At 68.0% G+C, this 19,657-nt stretch carries 13 protein-coding genes and 1 tRNA gene; 10 read left to right on the forward strand and 4 right to left on the reverse strand.

Translation table 11 applies throughout. The annotated features are described in order from the left end of the window. Positions 1-114: 114 nt before the first annotated feature. A complete protein-coding gene (locus ACQHII_RS28580; RefSeq protein ID WP_427921992.1) occupies positions 115-1,341 on the reverse strand; it encodes a pyridoxal phosphate-dependent aminotransferase in 1,227 nt (408 codons plus the stop codon). Between the two features lie 259 nt (positions 1,342-1,600). On the opposite strand from ACQHII_RS28580, the gene ACQHII_RS28585 reads away from it, so the two are divergent. From ACQHII_RS28585 to ACQHII_RS28630, 10 genes are all read left to right on the forward strand, one after another. After that, positions 1,601-1,673 (forward strand) — tRNA-Trp (locus ACQHII_RS28585). 115 nt (positions 1,674-1,788) lie between these two features. Beyond that, entirely contained in the window at positions 1,789-2,076 is a 288-nt protein-coding gene (secE, locus tag ACQHII_RS28590) for a preprotein translocase subunit SecE (protein WP_019055477.1), read from the forward strand. Between the two features lie 77 nt (positions 2,077-2,153). Beyond that, a complete protein-coding gene (gene nusG / locus ACQHII_RS28595; RefSeq protein WP_427921993.1) occupies positions 2,154-3,017 on the forward strand; it encodes a transcription termination/antitermination protein NusG in 864 nt (287 codons plus the stop codon). A gap of 168 nt (positions 3,018-3,185) precedes the next feature. Continuing rightward, on the forward strand, positions 3,186-3,620 hold the full coding sequence (rplK, locus tag ACQHII_RS28600; protein ID WP_019072313.1) for a 50S ribosomal protein L11: 435 nt from the start codon (positions 3,186-3,188) through the stop codon (positions 3,618-3,620). A gap of 79 nt (positions 3,621-3,699) precedes the next feature. Then, complete coding sequence (gene rplA / locus ACQHII_RS28605; RefSeq protein WP_388113692.1) at positions 3,700-4,425, forward strand: 50S ribosomal protein L1; 726 nt, start codon at positions 3,700-3,702, stop codon at positions 4,423-4,425. A gap of 158 nt (positions 4,426-4,583) precedes the next feature. Further along, positions 4,584-5,525, forward strand: a complete 942-nt coding sequence (locus tag ACQHII_RS28610; protein WP_427921994.1) for a hypothetical protein — start codon at positions 4,584-4,586, stop codon at positions 5,523-5,525. Between the two features lie 693 nt (positions 5,526-6,218). Beyond that, positions 6,219-6,749: a 50S ribosomal protein L10 gene (gene rplJ / locus ACQHII_RS28615; RefSeq protein WP_033279978.1), complete on the forward strand. Its 531-nt coding sequence runs from the start codon at positions 6,219-6,221 to the stop codon at positions 6,747-6,749. 124 nt (positions 6,750-6,873) lie between these two features. After that, a complete protein-coding gene (rplL, locus tag ACQHII_RS28620; RefSeq protein WP_427925427.1) occupies positions 6,874-7,257 on the forward strand; it encodes a 50S ribosomal protein L7/L12 in 384 nt (127 codons plus the stop codon). A 548-nt stretch (positions 7,258-7,805) separates the two neighbouring features. Continuing rightward, on the forward strand, positions 7,806-11,291 hold the full coding sequence (gene rpoB / locus ACQHII_RS28625; protein ID WP_026179099.1) for a DNA-directed RNA polymerase subunit beta: 3,486 nt from the start codon (positions 7,806-7,808) through the stop codon (positions 11,289-11,291). 94 nt (positions 11,292-11,385) lie between these two features. Further along, complete coding sequence (locus ACQHII_RS28630) at positions 11,386-15,285, forward strand: DNA-directed RNA polymerase subunit beta' (protein WP_427921995.1); 3,900 nt, start codon at positions 11,386-11,388, stop codon at positions 15,283-15,285. A gap of 78 nt (positions 15,286-15,363) precedes the next feature. Here the strand turns inward: ACQHII_RS28630 and ACQHII_RS28635 are convergent, their stop codons facing one another. From ACQHII_RS28635 to ACQHII_RS28645, 3 genes are read right to left on the reverse strand one after another with little or no spacing between them, the layout of a single operon-like run. Continuing rightward, positions 15,364-16,590, reverse strand: coding sequence for a M48 family metalloprotease (locus ACQHII_RS28635; protein ID WP_427921996.1), 1,227 nt, complete (start codon positions 16,588-16,590; stop codon positions 15,364-15,366). A gap of 44 nt (positions 16,591-16,634) precedes the next feature. Beyond that, the gene (locus ACQHII_RS28640) at positions 16,635-17,192 is read right to left on the reverse strand and encodes a Pycsar system effector family protein (RefSeq protein ID WP_427921997.1); all 558 of its coding nucleotides are present in this window, start codon (positions 17,190-17,192) and stop codon (positions 16,635-16,637) included. Next, positions 17,189-19,621, reverse strand: coding sequence for a hypothetical protein (locus tag ACQHII_RS28645; protein ID WP_427921998.1), 2,433 nt, complete (start codon positions 19,619-19,621; stop codon positions 17,189-17,191). Before ACQHII_RS28645 ends, ACQHII_RS28640 begins: the two co-directional genes overlap by 4 nt. Between the last annotated feature and the right edge of the window lie 36 nt (positions 19,622-19,657).

Raw genomic sequence — 19,657 nt, forward strand, 5'->3', positions numbered from 1 at the left:
ACGTTCCTGTAGTCCCGGTACCGCTTTCCCCGATAGTGGCCCTGCTCGCACACAGCAGCGGGCCGCCTCCCCGGAGGGAAACGGCCCGCACGCGCGCGTGGAGGTTACGAAAACTCAGTCCGTGGCCTCGGAGAGCAGCTTCTGGATGCGGCTGACGCCCTCGACGAGATCCTCGTCACCCAGGGCGTACGACAGCCGCAGGTAACCGGGGGTTCCGAAGGCCTCGCCCGGGACGACCGCGACCTCGGCCTCCTCCAGGATCAGCGCGGCCAGCTCGACCGAGTCCTGGGGGCGCTTGCCCCGGATCTCCTTGCCGAGCAGGGCCTTGACCGACGGGTAGGCGTAGAACGCGCCCTCGGGCTCCGGGCAGAGCACGCCGTCGATCTCGTTCAGCATCCGCACGATGGTCTTGCGGCGGCGGTCGAAGGCCTCGCGCATCTCCGCCACGGCCTTCAGGTCACCGGAGACGGCGGCCAGCGCGGCGACCTGGGCGACGTTCGAGACGTTCGACGTGGCGTGCGACTGGAGGTTGGTCGCGGCCTTGACGACGTCCTTCGGGCCGACGATCCAGCCCACCCGCCAGCCGGTCATGGCGTACGTCTTGGCGACACCGTTGACCACGATGCACTTGTCGCGCAGCTCGGGGAGGATCGCCGGCAGCGAAGTGAACTTCGCGTCCCCGTAGACGAGGTGCTCGTAGATCTCGTCCGTCATGACCCACAGGCCGTGCTCGACGGCCCAGCGGCCGATCGCCTCGGCCTCGGCCTCGCTGTAGACGGCGCCGGTCGGGTTGGACGGCGAGACGAAGAGGACGACCTTGGTGTTCTCGGTGCGGGCCGCCTCCAACTGCTCGACGGTGACGCGGTATCCGGTCGTCTCGTCGGCGACGACGTCCACGGGGACACCGCCCGCGAGGCGGATCGACTCCGGGTACGTCGTCCAGTACGGCGCCGGGACGATGACCTCGTCGCCCGGGTCGAGGATCGCGGCGAACGCCTCGTAGATGGCCTGTTTGCCGCCGTTGGTGACCAGGATCTGCGAGGCGTCCACCTCGTAGCCCGAGTCGCGCAGGGTCTTCGCGGCGATCGCGGCCTTCAGCTCCGGCAGACCGCCGGCCGGGGTGTAGCGGTGGTACTTCGGGTTCGAGCAGGCCTCGATCGCGGCCTGGACGACGTAGTCCGGAGTCGGGAAGTCCGGTTCACCCGCGCCGAAGCCGATCACCGGACGCCCGGCGGCCTTGAGGGCCTTGGCCTTGGCGTCCACGGCGAGGGTGGCGGACTCGGAGATCGCGCCGACTCGGGCGGAGACCCGGCGCTCGGTGGGAGGGGTTGAGGCGCTCATGGGCCCATCGTTTCAGACCCGAAACCCGCCCGGCACACCGGTTTCACAGACTGAACAGGATCGGGCGGGCACTGAACAACCGTCCGGTTTCCCGCCCCGGCCTGGGCGATCTTCCGCCGGCGATCCCCGTACAGGCACTTTCTGTTCGACGGCCGCCTCGGGAGCACGTACACTCCTACCTCGTTGGCCTTCAACAGCCGCGCCCTACTTGGTGCACACCGAGCACCCGGGTGGATGCGGTACGTTGGGGATGTCACAAAGGGTCGTAGCTCAATTGGTAGAGCACCGGTCTCCAAAACCGGCGGTTGGGGGTTCAAGTCCCTCCGGCCCTGCTACACACACCTTCACCAAGAGATGTGTGCGCAGCGCATGTACGTACAGCAATGCACCGCCGTGCGGCTCAGACCGGGCGCGGCACGGCCACGACCCGGGAACAGGTGAGGATGAATGGCGGACGCCGTGGGCTCCATCGACATGCCTGATGCCCAGGACGAGGTGTCTGAGTCCAAGAAGAAGGCCCGCAAGGGCGGTAAGCGCGCCAAGAAGGGCCCGCTGAAGCGACTCGGCATCTTCTATCGCCAGATCGTCGCGGAACTCCGCAAGGTCGTCTGGCCCACGCGCAACCAGCTGACGACGTACACGACCGTCGTGATCGTCTTCGTCGTCATCATGATCGGTCTGGTGACCGTGATTGACTACGGACTGAATCACGCCGCGAAGTACGTCTTCGGCTGAGGCCGGAAGCGAAGGGCGCCCTGACCGGCGCCCCTTTCGCGTGTTCCACCCCCATGTATCCAGGAAGAAGCAGCCACGTGTCTGACCCGAACCTGAACGAGGCCGTCGAGCCGGACGAGTCCGTGGAAGACGAACTCGACATCGTCGAGGGCGCGGACGAGGAGCTGGACGAGGTCGAGGCTGCCGACGCCGACGCGGGCGAGCCCGCCGAGGAAGCCGCCCTGCACGTCGAGGACGAGGACGAGGAAGCGGCCGAGGACCTCGACGACGAGGTCGCGGCCGAGGACGACGAGGAAGAGGAAGAGGCCGAGCCGGCCGAGCCCGTCGACCCGGTGGTCGCCCTGCGCGAGGAACTGCGTCTCCTGCCCGGCGAGTGGTACGTCATCCACACGTACGCCGGCTACGAGAACCGCGTGAAGACCAACCTGGAGCAGCGCGCCGTCTCGCTGAACGTCGAGGACTACATCTTCCAGGCCGAGGTGCCGCAGGAAGAGGTCGTCCAGATCAAGAACGGCGACCGCAAGACCATCAAGCAGAACAAGCTCCCGGGCTACGTCCTGGTCCGCATGGACCTGACGAACGAGTCCTGGGGCGTCGTCCGCAACACCCCCGGCGTCACCGGCTTCGTGGGCAACGCCTACGACCCGTACCCGCTGACCCTGGACGAGATCGTCAAGATGCTCGCCCCGGAGGCCGAGGAGAAGGCCGCCCGCGAGGCCGCCGAGGCCGAGGGCAAGCCGGTTCCGCAGCGCAAGGTCGAGGTCCAGGTGCTGGACTTCGAGGTCGGCGACTCGGTCACCGTCACCGACGGCCCGTTCGCGACGCTGCAGGCGACCATCAACGAGATCAACGCCGACTCGAAGAAGGTCAAGGGTCTCGTCGAGATCTTCGGCCGTGAGACGCCGGTGGAGCTCTCCTTCGACCAGATCCAGAAGAACTAGTTCTCCCTGGACGTACGTCTTCCGAGCAGGTCAGACGGGCTGTCAAAAGCCTCTCTGACCTGCTCGGTTTTTGGCCGCGCATAGATACCCGTTATCGTTGTGCGGTATGCCTCCATCCGGATTAACCGGACGGAGGCCGAAAACTCTCACTAGGACCCGGAGAGAGCAATGCCTCCCAAGAAGAAGAAGGTCACGGGGCTTATCAAGCTCCAGATCAACGCCGGTGCGGCGAACCCGGCCCCGCCGGTCGGCCCCGCGCTCGGTCAGCACGGCGTCAACATCATGGAGTTCTGCAAGGCCTACAACGCGGCGACCGAGTCGCAGCGCGGCTGGGTGATCCCGGTGGAGATCACGGTCTACGAGGACCGCTCCTTCACCTTCGTCACCAAGACTCCGCCGGCCGCCAAGATGATCCTCAAGGCCGCGGGTGTCGAGAAGGGCTCGGGCGAGCCGCACAAGACCAAGGTCGCCAAGATCACCCAGGCGCAGGTCCGCGAGATCGCCACGACCAAGCTTCCCGACCTGAACGCCAACGACCTGGACGCCGCGTCGAAGATCATCGCCGGCACCGCCCGTTCCATGGGCATCACGGTCGAGGGCTGACCTTCACCCCGCAGAAGTTGATTGTGGTGGGACCTGCTCGGTCCGTACCACGACTCCTCAGAACACATCAGGAGCAGTAGTGAGCAAGCGCAGCAAGTCTCTCCGCGCTGCGGACGCCAAGATCGACCGGGACAAGCTCTACGCCCCGCTCGAGGCCGTCCGTCTCGCCAAGGAGACCTCCACGACCAAGTTCGACGGCACCGTCGAGGTCGCCTTCCGCCTGGGTGTCGACCCGCGCAAGGCCGACCAGATGGTCCGTGGCACCGTGAACCTCCCGCACGGCACCGGTAAGACCGCCCGGGTCCTGGTCTTCGCGACCGGTGACCGTGCCGAGGCCGCGACCGCCGCGGGCGCCGACATCGTCGGCTCCGACGAGCTGATCGACGAGGTGGCGAAGGGCCGGCTGGACTTCGACGCCGTCGTCGCCACCCCGGACCTCATGGGCAAGGTCGGCCGCCTCGGCCGCGTGCTCGGTCCCCGTGGTCTCATGCCGAACCCCAAGACCGGCACCGTGACCCCGGACGTCGCCAAGGCTGTCACCGAGATCAAGGGTGGCAAGATCGAGTTCCGCGTCGACAAGCACTCGAACCTGCACTTCATCATCGGCAAGTCGTCCTTCGACGACACCCAGCTGGTGGAGAACTACGGCGCGGCCCTGGAGGAGATCCTCCGTCTGAAGCCGTCCGCCGCCAAGGGTCGCTACATCAAGAAGGCCGCGATCAGCACCACGATCGGCCCCGGCATTCCGCTCGACCCGAACCGCACCCGCAACCTCCTCGTCGAGGAGGACCCGGCCGCCGTCTGAGCCTCGCGCTCACCCCGGTAGCCGCGTCGCGTACGCGTCAAAATTGGACGGGCCCCGCAACCTTCGAGGTGCGGGGCCCGTCCTCTTTCGTACGGGGTGTCAGTGGGCTGCGCTAGCGTTTGTGGCAGGCACAGCAATCGCTCAGGGGTGGGGGACGGATGAACAGCAGGACCGTGCGCAGGGTGGGTCTGTCGATCGCGGTGGGGACCGCGCTGGCCTCCGTGGCCGCGTGCAGCTCCACGGGCTCCTCGGGGGGCTCGGGCAAGGACGACAAGACGGTCGGCAAGGGCACGACCCGGGTGAGCCCCATAGCGGCCCTGCGCAGCGCCGAGCAGTCCACCGACAAGGCCGACTCCGCCAGGGTCGAGTCCTCCACGGTCCTGGGCAGCCTGATGTCCATGGACGCCAAGGGCAACCTCGGCTGGAGCGACGGCATCAGCGGCACGCTCACGATGAACTACACCGGCGGTTCGATGGCCGACGCGATGCGCGCGGCGGGCAGCACCTCGATGGAGGCCCGCTATCTGCCCGACGCCTACTACGCCAAGATGGGCGAGAAGTTCGCCGCCCAGGCCGGCGGCAAGCACTGGATCAGGTACGCGTACGACGACCTCGCCAAGCTCGGCGGCAGCTCCGGCGCGTACCTCAAGGACCAGATGCAGAACTCCACGCCGAACCAGTCGGTGAAGCTCCTGCTCGCCTCCGGGGACGTCAAGAAGGTCGGCACGGAGTCGGTCCGCGGCCAGCAGACCACGCACTACTCGGGCACGGTGAACGTCGCCGACCTCGCCACCAAGAACTCCAACCTCACCGCGAGCCAGCTCGCCGGCCTGAAGAAGCAGCTCACCTCGGCGGGTGTCACCACGGAGCAGGTCGACATCTGGATCAACGCCAAGGACCTGCTGGTCAAGAAGGTCGAGAAGGGCGAGATGTCGTCGGGCGAATACAGCCAGACCGCCTACTACAGCGACTACGGCGTGAAGGTCGAGGCCACCGTTCCCCCGGCGAGCGACACCGAGGACTTCATGACGCTGCTGAAGAAGCAGGGAGTGACCCCCGGCAGCTCCGACACGTCGACCGGCTCCGGCACCAGCTCCTGAGCGACCCAACTCGCCCTGGGGCCAAGGGAATTCACCGGACCGCCCAACTCGCCCCAGGGGCAGGGGAATCGCGCCCCGCTGCGGCCGTGGCCGAGGCGGCGAAGAGGACCCAGGACACCACGTCCCTCCGCTACCGGATGGCCGGCACGTTGCCCGGGACAAGGCGCTGTACCTCAACGGCGGCGCCGAGACGGCCAAGGAGCTGGGCGGCAGGCACTGGGTGAGCTCGACATGTCGGCCCTGGGCGGCCTGGGGAACGGCCCCACCGCCAACGAGACCGGCACGGCCGAGGCCGACAAGAAATCCGGCTGCCGCGGCCAAGGGCGAGGGCAGGGGCCTTCCCGGGAGCGGCGCGTGAGGCGGTCACCGTTCCGTCGGCGGGCGACGCCACCGACCTCGCCCAGCTGATGAAGGACGCCCGGGGCTGAGCCGTACGGGCGGATTTGCTTGGGCGTGTACGGGTCCCGTACTCTTCGGGAGAAGCCAAAGACCGCTGGTCGTTGCCGTGCCTGTCAAAGGGTGTGGCGACCGAAGGATCCGCTGAACAGTGGACGACCCGCGCAGGTGAACTGGATGTGCTCCCGGAGACGTTGTTTCCGGTAGAGCTACGCCCCGTGCGCCTGCGCCGGGGCGTTTTCTCTGTCCCAGCCCCTTCTGAGCGGTCCTCATCACCCGGAAGGAGGCCGACGCTCTATGGCAAGGCCCGACAAGGCTGCCGCGGTAGCCGAGCTCGCGGGACAGTTCCGCGACTCGAACGCCGCCGTGCTGACCGAGTACCGGGGTCTCACCGTGGCGCAGCTCAAGACGCTGCGTCGTTCGCTCGGTGAGAACGCCCAGTACGCCGTGGTGAAGAACACGCTGACCAAGATTGCGGCCAACGAGGCCGGGATCTCTACGCTCGACGACCTGTTCAACGGTCCGACGGCGGTCGCCTTCATCACCGGTGACCCGGTGGAGTCGGCGAAGGGTCTTCGTGACTTCGCCAAGGACAACCCGAACCTCGTCATCAAGGGCGGTGTCCTTGACGGCAAGGCGCTGTCCGCCGACGAGATCAAGAAGCTCGCGGACCTCGAGTCCCGCGAGGTTCTGCTCTCCAAGCTGGCGGGTGCCTTCAAGGGCAAGCAGACTCAGGCTGCGCAGCTCTTCCAGGCGCTTCCGTCGAAGCTCGTCCGCACGGTGGACGCCCTTCGCGCCAAGCAAGAAGAGCAGGGCGGTGCCGAGTAATTCGGCTCGCAGCATGACCGCCGCCTGAGGCTTCGCGCCGCACGGCAACGGTCGTAGCGGGCCGAACGTACGCCCGCCAGACATGTACACACCGGCACCAGCCGAAAATTAGTGGAAGGAAGCCATCGTGGCTCTCACCCAGGACGAACTGCTCGCCGAGTTCGAGACCATGACCCTCATCCAGCTTTCCGAGTTCGTGAAGGCGTTCGAGGAGAAGTTCGACGTCACCGCCGCCGCCGCGGTCGCCGTTGCGGGCCCCGCCGCCCCCGGCGCCCCGGTCGAGGCCGCTGAGGAGCAGGACGAGTTCGACGTCATCCTCACCGGCGCCGGCGAGAAGAAGATCCAGGTCATCAAGGTCGTGCGCGAGCTGACCTCCCTGGGCCTCAAGGAGGCCAAGGACCTCGTGGACGGCGCCCCGAAGCCCGTCCTCGAGAAGGTCGCCAAGGAGGCCGCCGAGAAGGCCGCCGAGTCCCTCAAGGCCGCCGGCGCCTCCGTCGAGGTCAAGTAACACCTTCCAGGTCGTGGACGGGGTCCCAAGGACCTTGTAACGCCTGAGCACTGAAGAGCGATCATCCATCTGGGTGGTCGCTCTTCGGCGTTCCTGGGTCGGGCGAGCGGCAGCCTTGCGGCGAGGGCTGCGCGGAGTATGGTGATCTTCTTCGTGCTCCGAGCACCCTGGTGGCATGTGGTGTGGGCCATGGAGGCCTTGACGAACCGCACGCAGCGCGCAATTCTCAGGACGCGTCGTCACAACGATCCGAATCCGAGGCATGGATCGGCGGCGAAGTGGGCAGTATCAACGCGTTGAGGACGTGAGCTTGCCGAGGGTGTTGAGCACGACGAGGGTCTCAAAAAAGCGGGGCTGGACATCAGTGCGCCAAGTGGCTACACTGACCCTTTGCGCTGCCTGTTAGCTGCTCCCTGCCCGTCACCAGGGGCATGCCCTCGCTCTAGCACCGACGACCGGATCGTCCCTGACCTGGGACTTCTGTCTCTGTGCGCGAGTGGGGGGCCGGTACGCGCGTAGTGAGTCCGAGCCCTCGGAAGGACCCCCTCTTGGCCGCCTCGCGCACTGCCTCGACCGCGAATATGAACAACGGCGCCAGCACCGCCCCGCTGCGCATCTCCTTTGCAAAGATCAAGGAGCCCCTCGAGGTTCCCAACCTGCTCGCGTTGCAGACCGAGAGCTTCGACTGGCTGCTCGGCAACACCGCCTGGCAGAGTCGGGTCGAGGCGGCTCTGGAGTCGGGTCAGGACGTCCCCACCAAGTCCGGTCTGGAGGAGATCTTCGAGGAGATCTCCCCGATCGAGGACTTCTCCGGGTCGATGTCGCTGACCTTCCGCGACCACCGTTTCGAACCTCCGAAGAACAGCATCGACGAGTGCAAGGAGCGCGACTTCACGTACGCCGCCCCGCTCTTCGTGACCGCTGAGTTCACCAACAACGAGACCGGCGAGATCAAGTCCCAGACGGTCTTCATGGGCGACTTCCCGCTCATGACCAACAAGGGCACCTTCGTCATCAACGGCACCGAGCGTGTCGTCGTGTCGCAGCTGGTCCGTTCGCCGGGCGTCTACTTCGACTCCTCGATCGACAAGACGTCCGACAAGGACATCTTCTCCGCCAAGGTGATCCCCTCCCGGGGTGCCTGGCTGGAGATGGAGATCGACAAGCGCGACATGGTCGGTGTCCGCATCGACCGCAAGCGCAAGCAGTCCGTCACCGTCCTGCTCAAGGCTCTCGGTTGGACCACCGAGCAGATCCTCGAGGAGTTCGGCGAGTACGAGTCCATGCGCGCCACCCTGGAGAAGGACCACACCCAGGGCCAGGACGACGCGCTCCTCGACATCTACCGCAAGCTGCGTCCGGGCGAGCCCCCGACCCGCGAGGCCGCGCAGACGCTTCTGGAGAACCTCTACTTCAACCCGAAGCGCTACGACCTCGCCAAGGTCGGCCGCTACAAGGTCAACAAGAAGCTGGGCGGCGAAGCCCCGCTGGACGCCGGTGTGCTGACCGTCGAGGACATCATCTCGTCGATCAAGTACCTGGTGAAGCTGCACGCCGGCGAGACCGAGACCGTCGGTGACAACGGCACCACGATCGTCGTCGAGACCGACGACATCGACCACTTCGGCAACCGTCGTCTGCGCAACGTCGGCGAGCTCATCCAGAACCAGGTCCGTACGGGTCTGGCGCGTATGGAGCGAGTCGTCCGCGAGCGGATGACGACCCAGGACGTCGAGGCGATCACGCCGCAGACCCTGATCAACATCCGGCCGGTCGTCGCCTCCATCAAGGAGTTCTTCGGCACCAGCCAGCTGTCGCAGTTCATGGACCAGAACAACCCGCTGTCGGGTCTCACCCACAAGCGCCGTCTGTCGGCTCTTGGCCCGGGTGGTCTCTCCCGTGAGCGGGCCGGCTTCGAGGTCCGTGACGTGCACCCCTCGCACTACGGCCGCATGTGCCCGATCGAGACCCCCGAAGGCCCGAACATCGGCCTGATCGGCTCGCTCGCCTCCTACGGCCGCGTCAACGCGTTCGGTTTCGTCGAGACGCCGTACCGCCGGGTCACCGACGGTGTCGTCACCGACGAGGTCGACTACCTGACGGCCGACGAAGAGGACCGATTCGTCATCGCGCAGGCCAACGCGCCGCTGACGGACGAGTTCCGCTTCGAGGAGTCCCGCGTCCTGGTCCGCATCCGCGGCGGCGAGGTCGACTACGTCCCCGGTGACGACGTCGACTACATGGACGTCTCCCCGCGCCAGATGGTGTCGGTCGCGACCGCGATGATCCCGTTCCTGGAGCACGACGACGCCAACCGTGCCCTCATGGGCGCGAACATGATGCGTCAGGCCGTGCCCCTCATCAAGTCCGAGGCGCCGCTGGTCGGCACCGGCATGGAGTACCGCTGCGCGGTCGACGCCGGTGACGTCCTGAAGTCGGAGAAGGACGGTGTGGTCCAGGAGGTCTCCGCGGACTACATCACCACCGCCAACGACGACGGTACGTACACCACGTACCGCCTCGCCAAGTTCTCCCGCTCCAACCAGGGCACCTCCGTCAACCAGAAGGTTGTCGTGGACGAGGGCGCCCGCGTCGTCGCCAACCAGGTGCTGGCCGACGGTCCGGCGACCGAGTTCGGCGAGATGGCGCTCGGCAAGAACCTGCTCGTGGCGTTCATGCCCTGGGAGGGTCACAACTACGAGGACGCGATCATCCTGTCGCAGCGCCTCGTACAGGACGACGTCCTCTCCTCGATCCACATCGAGGAGCACGAGGTCGACGCCCGTGACACCAAGCTGGGCCCCGAGGAGATCACCCGGGACATCCCGAACGTCTCCGAGGAGGTCCTCGCCGACCTCGACGAGCGCGGCATCATCCGGATCGGTGCCGAGGTCGTCGCCGGTGACATCCTCGTCGGCAAGGTCACGCCCAAGGGTGAGACCGAGCTGACCCCCGAGGAGCGCCTGCTCCGCGCGATCTTCGGTGAGAAGGCGCGCGAGGTGCGCGACACCTCGCTGAAGGTGCCGCACGGCGAGATCGGCAAGGTCATCGGCGTCCGCGTCTTCGACCGCGAGGAGGGCGACGAACTGCCGCCCGGCGTCAACCAGTTGGTCCGGGTGTATGTTGCGCAGAAGCGCAAGATCACCGACGGCGACAAGCTGGCCGGCCGCCACGGCAACAAGGGCGTCATCTCCAAGATCCTCCCGATCGAGGACATGCCGTTCCTTGAGGACGGCACCCCGGTCGACATCATCCTCAACCCGCTGGGTGTCCCGTCCCGAATGAACCCGGGACAGGTCCTGGAGATCCACCTCGGCTGGCTCGCCAGCCGCGGCTGGGACGTCTCCGGGCTCAGCGACGAGTGGGCCCGGCGCCTGCAGGCCATCGGCGCCGACCAGGTCGCCCCGGGCACCAACGTCGCGACCCCGGTCTTCGACGGCGCCCGCGAGGACGAGATCTCCGGTCTCTTCGAGGCCACGATCCCGAACCGCGACGGCGACCGCCTGGTCCAGGCCTCCGGAAAGGCCAACCTGTTCGACGGCCGCTCCGGCGAGCCGTTCCCGGAGCCGATCTCGATCGGCTACATGTACATCCTGAAGCTGCACCACCTGGTCGACGACAAGCTGCACGCCCGTTCGACCGGTCCGTACTCGATGATCACCCAGCAGCCGCTGGGTGGTAAGGCGCAGTTCGGTGGTCAGCGATTCGGCGAGATGGAGGTGTGGGCGCTTGAGGCTTATGGCGCCGCTTACGCCCTCCAGGAACTGCTGACGATCAAGTCCGACGACGTCACCGGCCGCGTGAAGGTCTACGAGGCCATCGTCAAGGGCGAGAACATCCCCGAGCCCGGCATCCCCGAGTCCTTCAAGGTGCTCATCAAGGAGATGCAGTCGCTCTGCCTGAACGTGGAGGTGCTGTCCAGTGACGGTATGTCCATCGAGATGCGTGACACCGACGAGGATGTCTTCCGCGCAGCGGAGGAGCTCGGCATCGACCTGTCCCGGCGCGAGCCGAGCAGCGTCGAAGAGGTCTGACGGGAGTCCGGAGGCCTGCCGCGCGCAGGTCTCCGGCCCCAGGACCCCCGTATCAGACCCCAAGACTTACAACCCTGAGAGGGATTGACGCATAGTGCTCGACGTCAACTTCTTCGATGAGCTCCGGATCGGTCTGGCAACCGCTGACGACATCCGTCAGTGGAGCCACGGCGAGGTCAAGAAGCCCGAGACCATCAACTACCGCACCCTCAAGCCCGAAAAGGACGGACTCTTCTGCGAGAAGATCTTCGGTCCGACCCGGGACTGGGAGTGCTACTGCGGCAAGTACAAGCGCGTCCGCTTCAAGGGCATCATCTGTGAGCGCTGCGGCGTCGAGGTGACCCGCGCCAAGGTGCGCCGTGAGCGGATGGGCCACATCGAACTGGCCGCGCCCGTCACGCACATCTGGTACTTCAAGGGTGTCCCGTCCCGGCTGGGCTACCTGCTCGACCTCGCCCCGAAGGACCTCGAAAAGGTCATCTACTTCGCGGCGTACATGATCACGTTCGTCGACGAGGAGCGCCGCACCCGCGACCTGCCCTCCCTGGAGGCGCATGTCTCCGTGGAGCGTCAGCAGGTCGAGAACCGGCGTGACTCCGACCTCGAAGCCCGCGCCAAGAAGCTCGAGGCCGACCTGGCCGAGCTGGAGGCCGAGGGTGCCAAGGCCGATGTGCGCCGCAAGGTGCGCGAAGGCGCCGAGCGGGAGATGAAGCAGCTGCGCGACCGTGCGCAGCGCGAGATCGACCGCTTGGACGAGGTGTGGACCCGGTTCAAGAACCTCAAGGTCCAGGACCTCGAAGGTGACGAGCTGCTCTACCGCGAGCTGCGGGACCGCTTCGGCACGTACTTCGACGGTTCGATGGGTGCCGCGGCGCTCCAGAAGCGCCTGGAGTCCTTCGACCTCGACGAGGAGGCCGAGCGCCTCCGCGAGATCATCCGCACCGGCAAGGGCCAGAAGAAGACCCGTGCGCTGAAGCGGCTGAAGGTCGTGTCTGCCTTCCTGCAGACCTCCAACAGCCCCAAGGGCATGGTCCTCGACTGCGTCCCGGTCATCCCGCCGGACCTTCGCCCGATGGTGCAGCTGGACGGTGGCCGCTTCGCGACCTCCGACCTGAACGACCTGTACCGCCGTGTGATCAACCGCAACAACCGCCTGAAGCGCCTTCTCGACCTCGGTGCCCCCGAGATCATCGTGAACAACGAGAAGCGCATGCTCCAGGAGGCCGTCGACGCGCTCTTCGACAACGGCCGTCGTGGCCGCCCGGTGACGGGCCCCGGCAACCGTCCGCTGAAGTCGCTGTCCGACATGCTCAAGGGCAAGCAGGGCCGCTTCCGTCAGAACCTGCTCGGCAAGCGTGTGGACTACTCCGCGCGTTCCGTGATCGTCGTCGGTCCGCAGCTGAAGCTGCACCAGTGCGGTCTGCCGAAGGCCATGGCGCTGGAGCTCTTCAAGCCGTTCGTGATGAAGCGCCTGGTGGACCTGAACCACGCGCAGAACATCAAGTCGGCGAAGCGGATGGTCGAGCGCGGCCGCACGGTCGTCTACGACGTCCTCGAAGAGGTCATCGCGGAGCACCCGGTTCTCCTGAACCGTGCGCCCACGCTGCACCGCCTCGGCATCCAGGCCTTCGAGCCGCAGCTGGTCGAGGGCAAGGCCATCCAGATCCACCCGCTCGTCTGCACCGCGTTCAACGCGGACTTCGACGGCGACCAGATGGCCGTGCACCTGCCGCTCTCCGCGGAGGCGCAGGCCGAGGCCCGCATCCTGATGCTGTCCTCGAACAACATCCTGAAGCCGGCCGACGGTCGTCCCGTCACCATGCCGACCCAGGACATGGTGCTGGGCCTGTTCTTCCTCACCACCGACGGCGAGCTCCGTGACGTCAAGGGCGAGGGCCGCGCGTTCGGCTCCACGGCCGAGGCGACCATGGCGTTCGACGCCGGCGAGCTGGCGCTCCAGTCGGCCGTCGACATCCGCTTCCCGGTGGGCACCATCCCGCCGCGTGGCTGGGTGCCGCCGGTCCGCGAGGAGGGCGAGCCCGAGTGGCAGCAGGGTGACACCTTCCGCCTGAAGACGACCCTGGGCCGCGCGCTCTTCAACGAGCTGCTGCCCGAGGACTACCCGTTCGTCGACTACTCGGTGGGCAAGAAGCAGCTCTCCGAGATCGTCAACGACCTGGCCGAGCGCTACCCCAAGGTCATCGTGGCGGCGACGCTCGACAACCTGAAGGCGGCCGGCTTCTTCTGGGCGACCCGTTCCGGTGTCACCGTGGCCATCTCCGACGTCGTCGTGCCCGAGGCGAAGAAGGCGATCGTCGCCGGCTACGAGGCCAAGGACGAGAAGGTCCAGAAGCAGTACGAGCGCGGTCTGATCACCAAGGAAGAGCGCACGCAGGAGCTCATCCAGATCTGGACCCAGGCGACCAACGAGGTCGCCGAGGCGATGAACGAGAACTTCCCCAAGACGAACCCCATCTTCATGATGGTCGACTCGGGTGCCCGAGGAAACATGATGCAGATGCGTCAGATCGCGGGTATGCGCGGTCTGGTGTCGAACGCCAAGAACGAGACGATTCCCCGTCCCATCAAGGCGTCCTTCCGTGAAGGCCTGTCCGTGCTGGAGTACTTCATCTCCACCCACGGTGCCCGTAAGGGTCTGGCCGACACCGCTCTGCGTACCGCCGACTCGGGTTACCTCACCCGTCGTCTCGTCGACGTCTCCCAGGACGTCATCATCCGCGAGGAGGACTGCGGCACCGACCGCGGCCTCAAGCTGCACATCGCGGAGCGCGGCGCGGACGGTGTCCTGCGCAAGGCGGAGAACGTCGAGACCAGCGTGTACGCCCGTGCGCTGGCCGAGGACATCACCGTCGACGGCAAGGTGCTGGCCCCGGCCAACACCGACCTCGGCGACGTCCTCATCGACGAGCTGGTCAAGCACGGCATCGAGACGGTCAAGACCCGCTCGGTCCTGACCTGCGAGTCCGCCGTCGGTACCTGCGCCATGTGCTACGGCCGCTCGCTGGCCACCGGCAAGCTGGTCGACATCGGTGAGGCGGTCGGCATCATCGCCGCCCAGTCCATCGGTGAGCCCGGCACGCAGCTGACGATGCGTACCTTCCACACCGGTGGTGTGGCCGGTGACGACATCACCCAGGGTCTGCCCCGTGTCGTCGAGCTCTTCGAGGCTCGTACGCCCAAGGGTGTCGCCCCGATCTCCGAGGCCCAGGGCCGCGTGCGGATCGAGGAGACCGAGAAGACCAAGAAGATCGTCGTCACCCCGGACGACGGCAGCGACGAGACGGCGTTCCCGATCTCGAAGCGTGCCCGACTCCTGGTCAGCGAGGGCGAGCACGTCGAGGTGGGCCAGAAGCTCACCGTGGGTGCCACCAACCCGCACGACGTGCTGCGCATCCTGGGTCAGCGTGCCGTCCAGGTCCACCTGGTCGGCGAGGTCCAGAAGGTCTACAACTCGCAGGGTGTGTCGATCCACGACAAGCACATCGAGATCATCATCCGGCAGATGCTCCGCCGCGTGACGATCATCGAGTCCGGCGACGCCGAGCTGCTGCCCGGCGAGCTGGTCGAGCGCTCCCGCTTCGAGCAGGAGAACCGTCGTGTGGTGCAGGAGGGCGGTCACCCGGCCTCCGGTCGTCCGCAGCTCATGGGTATCACCAAGGCCTCGCTGGCCACGGAGTCCTGGCTGTCGGCGGCGTCCTTCCAGGAGACGACGCGAGTCCTCACGGATGCGGCGATCAACGCCAAGTCCGACTCGCTCATCGGCCTCAAGGAGAACGTCATCATCGGTAAGCTCATCCCGGCCGGTACGGGTCTGTCCCGCTACCGCAACATCCGGGTGGAGCCCACCGAGGAGGCCAAGGCCGCGATGTACTCGGCCGTCGGCTACGACGACATCGACTACTCGCCGTTCGGCACGGGCTCCGGCCAGGCCGTTCCGCTGGAGGACTACGACTACGGTCCGTACAACCAGTAGTAGTCGGCTCTGAAGTACTGAGGGCGGCCACCCCGTTTCGTACGGGGTGGCCGCCCTCAGTCGTGCCTGTCCGCGTGCTCAGTACGGCCGCTGCGGCTGGAGGTACTGCTGAAGGTGGTGCAGCCGGGTGTGGTAGTCCGGGTGGGAGGAGAGCAGCTTGCTCAGCGCGCTCTCGTCGACGGCCACCCCGCCGTTGCGCGCGGTCTGCGCGGCCTGTTCGTGCTGCTCGCTCTGGTGCAGTTTGTCGAGTACGGAGGCCAGCATCGGGGCGAAACCGAGGGCCGCCGCGTGTTCGTCGGCGCGCAGTTCGGCACGCCGGCCGACGGCGGCGAGCGCGTACGGCACTCCCAGGATCAGCAGCGGCAGACCGTAGAGCGTGCTGATGGTGGCGAACGCGAGGCCGCCGACGATCATCACGACGAAGGCGACGCCGAAGCAGCCGAAGGCGCGCGAGACGTGGAAGGCGACGACGGAGACGGCCTTCAGCACCCGCCAGGCCATCCGGCCCGGCAGCGCGTACCAGTAGCCAAGCAGCCCGGACCAGGCGTGGCCGCCGACGTGGTGGCCGAGTTCGTGCGCCATGACGGCGGCCAGCTCGCCGTTGGGCAGCTCGTTCAGGGCGAAGCGGGTGACGCCGACGATGTGGCCGGCGGCGGCGACCGCGTTGAGGCCGTCGCTGTCCTCGACCCACAGCTCGTAGTTACGGCCCTCGACGCCGGCGCGGGCGGTGACCTCGCGCCAGACCGGTTCGATTTTGGCTCGTTCTTGCGGAGTGGGGTAGCGCAGGTGGAGCAGACGGCGCGCGAGGGCGCTTTCCGTGGGGCGGTGGAACACGAGTGCGCCGCTGGCCAGCCAGAGCAGGATCACCACGAACGCGAGCTTGCCGAAGAGGGCCGAGAACAGGCCGACGACGGCGAGGCTGCACAGGAAGTTCGGCAGATAGAGCAGCAGGTTGCCGACCGCGGTGGCGTCCGTGTGCCGCTGCTGGCTGGCGATGTGGACGCGGCGGGCGTCGGTGTTGATGTGGTTCGGGTGGTCCGGGTCTTCGGAGGGCGCGGGCGCGGACGCGGGCTTGGCGGCCGGGGCCGGAGCAGGGGGCGCCAGGGGCGCCTGGGGCGGGGTCTGCGGGTACTGCGGGGGTATCGGCGCGGAGGCCTGTGGGTACTGCGGGGCCTGTGGGTAGGCGGGCGGGCTCTGCGGATAGGTGGGCGGCTGCGGCTGCTGCTGGGGGTACTGCGGGGGTACCTGCGCCGACTGCTGCGGGTACTTGGGGTACTCCGGGTATCCCGGTGATGGTTGGGTCATGGTGCTTGCTTCCTTCTGAGGCGGGGACGGTGCCGGTGCGGCGGTCAGCCGATCAGCAGTGAGGCGGGCAGCAGGACCGTGCCGGTGCAGAAGGCGATCAGGCCGGTACGGATCCACTGGTGCTTGCGGGCGACGATCTGGCTCAGCTCGGCGAGGGCCTGGGTCAGCCCGGCCGTGGGGTCACGTCCGGTATCGCCGAGCGCGGTCTCCAACCGGCCCTGCCGGACGGCCTGTTGGATGTCACCGAAGTAGGAGAGGGGCCGGCCGGGCGCCCACCGCTCGGAGCGGTAGCGGGGCAGCACGGCGAGCAGCAGCGCGAACAGCGAGAGCCCCAGCGCGGCCAGCGCGACCCACCACAGCGCGGTGGCGATCCCCGACAGCTCGCCCGGGGTCCACCCCCGCCCCGCCAGCAGCCCACTGAACACACCAGCGGTCATCCCGAGCGCCCCGACCAGCACGGACGCCTTGCCGTCGGCGCGGGCGACTTCGTTGCGAAGCTCGGAGAGCAGCCGCTCGCAGAGGGGGATGAGGTCGGTGGGGTTGGGGAGCGGTGGAGGTGGGGGAGTGGGCGTCGGCGTGGGAGCCGGGTCGAGTGTGGTCATACGCCGCCGCCCTCCGGCCTGTCGGCTTCCTCGGCGCCCTCCTCCTCCGAGCCCGCGGCCACTTCCGGCAGGGTCGGCGTCCGGCCGTATCCGGGCGGGGGCTGCCAGGCGGAACTCTCGGGTGCGGAGGCGGTGGTCGGTGGTTGCGGGTCGGGGGCTTCAGAGGCAGCAGAGGTCGGCGACTGGTCGGCTGGGGCTTTGGACAGGGCGGCGGGTGTCGAACCCGACGGCTGTGGCAGGGCGGCCGGAGACGATGCCGGGGCGTCCGGGTACGAGCCCTGCGGTGCGGGCTCCCCGTGCGGTGACCCGTAGGGCGTGGACGCCGGCGTGCCTGCGCCCGGCCCCTGCGAATACGGCGCGACGCCGGCCGATCCGACCGGTCCAGCGGGTCCGGCAGGAGCAGTCGTTGCGGTAGGTGCGGTAGGTCCGGCCTGAGCCGGAGACTGGCCGGACGCCACGTGGCCCGGGGCACCGGGGAACGTTCCGGCGACGGTGCCAGGGACAGCCGTAGGCGCACCTGGGTAGGGCCCGCTCGGGTACGGGCCGCTGGGGTTGGACCCGCTCGGATACGGATCGCCGGGGTTGGCCCCGTTCGGAAACGCCCCTGACGCCGAGCCCTGTCCCGGGCCGTACGGGCTTGTCGCCGGGAACTGCCCGGGCCCGTACGGTCCCGTCGCCGGCGTTTGTCCAGGTACGTGCGGTCCCGGCGCCGAGGCCTGCCCGGGCGCATGCGCTCCCGTCGTCGGCGCCTGCCCAGGAACGTACGCCCCGGGCGCCGCCCCCTGCCCACCCGCATACGCCCCCGGCGTCGAACTCTGCCCTGCCGTATACGCTCCCGGCGCCGCACCGGGCGCACCCGGATGGGCCCCTGGCGCGGCACCTTGCGTACCCGCATAAGCCCCTGGCGCTGCACCCGGCCCACCCGTATACGTCCCCGGCGTCGAGCCCAGCCCACCCGCATAAGCTCCAGGCGGCGCGTCCTGCCCTGCCGTATACGCTCCCGGCGCCGCACCGGGCGCACCCGGATGGGCCCCTGGCGCGGCACCTTGCGAACCCGTATACGCCCCTGGCACCGCGCCCGGCCCGCCCGCGTACGCTCCCGGCACCGCGCCCGGCCCACCCGCATAACCCCCAGGTCCCACCCCCGGCCCCGCCCCGTAACCCCCCGGCGCCCCACCCTGCCCAGGCGGCACATACGCCCCCATCGCCATCGGCTGCCCGCCCAGCCCCTGCTCGCCTGGAGCCGTAGCCGAAGGAGTGGTCATCCCCGGGCTCATCCCCGCAGGCGCCCCGGGGATCGGCTCGCCGGGGTATTCGGGGCCCGCGCCCGGGGGGAGTGGTGGGGGCGGGTTCTGGGGGACGCCCGGGAGGCGTTGGGTGAGGATGTCGTTCACTGTGCGGAGGGCCAGTTGTTTGGGGCCCTCCAGCTCCCAGCTCTCGGCGGTGTCGCCGTTGAGGAGTTGCTGGACCAGTTCCATCTGGGCCTGGATCATGCGGAGTTGGTCCTCGCGCATGCTGTTCATGACCATGTGGGAGTCCTCCGGGTGCTGGGCGAGGTGGAGTGCCCACTGGTGGACGCCGCCCTGTTGGAGGTGGAACTGGTAGAACTCGATCTTCTGCGCCTCCAACTGCTGAAGTTCCAGCTGCTGTTGGCCCGCCAGCAACGCCTGCGCGTGCTGCCAGCGCTGCTGTTGGAGGAGCAGTTCCTGCTGGTGGGTGCCGTACTGCATGGCCCGGTCGAGCTGGAGCGCGTCGCCCTGGCGGGCGCGGCGGTCGACCTCGACGTCGATGTCCATGCCCCGCTGCGCCGCCCGGATCTGTTCGTCGGCGGAGTGCTCGATGGCCTGCTTGCGCAGCTCGTGCTCGATGTTGGCCTCGTCACGCTTGAGCCGCAGGGTCCAGGTGACCTGGAGTCCGGCGGGGGCGCCGAGCGGGCCGAGCAGGTTCATCCGCTCCAGCAGTTCGACCTCGGCCGACGCGCTGTCGGCGATGGCGAACCGGCGGGTCACCGGCCGCGCCGCCTGCTGGAGTTCGCCCAGCAGCAGCCCGGGCACGTTGCGGTGGCCGCTGGCCACGAACCGGACCGGGTCGAGGACCTGCCAGGACAGGTCGACCGCGGCCGTGAACTCGAACGCGTCGTTGTCGCTGGGCAGCGCGAGCTCGCAGGTGTGCGGATGCACGCCCATGTCGACCTCGTACACGGCGGTGTAGCGGTTCGCCGCGATGTCCCCGCGGGTCGGCCGCTGCGGCGGGAGGTAGGCGACGTAGCCGCCCTTGCCGGTGGCGAAGACCAGGGCGTGGTCGATACGGACGTACGACTTGAGGCTGAACTCGAAGCGCGACAGCTGCCGCACAGTGAGGACGGGGTCGACGATCTCGGTGTGCCGGTCGGCCGGCTGCTGCCACTCGGGCTGGCGGAAGGTGGGCATGGGCGTGTCTCCTCGGACGTACCACCCGGCGTGCGC

Source organism: Streptomyces sp. cg40 (genome assembly GCF_050320165.1).
Taxonomy (GTDB): domain Bacteria; phylum Actinomycetota; class Actinomycetes; order Streptomycetales; family Streptomycetaceae; genus Streptomyces; species Streptomyces hokutonensis.

Coding starts and splice junctions, on each gene's coding strand:
- secE (WP_019055477.1), top strand. CDS start 1,789: ATGGCGGACGCCGTGGGCTCCATCGACATGCCTGATGCCCAGGACGAG.
- ACQHII_RS28635 (WP_427921996.1), bottom strand. CDS start 16,590: ATGACCCAACCATCACCGGGATACCCGGAGTACCCCAAGTACCCGCAG.
- ACQHII_RS28610 (WP_427921994.1), top strand. CDS start 4,584: ATGAACAGCAGGACCGTGCGCAGGGTGGGTCTGTCGATCGCGGTGGGG.
- ACQHII_RS28580 (WP_427921992.1), bottom strand. CDS start 1,341: ATGAGCGCCTCAACCCCTCCCACCGAGCGCCGGGTCTCCGCCCGAGTC.
- rplJ (WP_033279978.1), top strand. CDS start 6,219: ATGGCAAGGCCCGACAAGGCTGCCGCGGTAGCCGAGCTCGCGGGACAG.
- rplK (WP_019072313.1), top strand. CDS start 3,186: ATGCCTCCCAAGAAGAAGAAGGTCACGGGGCTTATCAAGCTCCAGATC.
- ACQHII_RS28640 (WP_427921997.1), bottom strand. CDS start 17,192: ATGACCACACTCGACCCGGCTCCCACGCCGACGCCCACTCCCCCACCT.
- ACQHII_RS28645 (WP_427921998.1), bottom strand. CDS start 19,621: ATGCCCACCTTCCGCCAGCCCGAGTGGCAGCAGCCGGCCGACCGGCAC.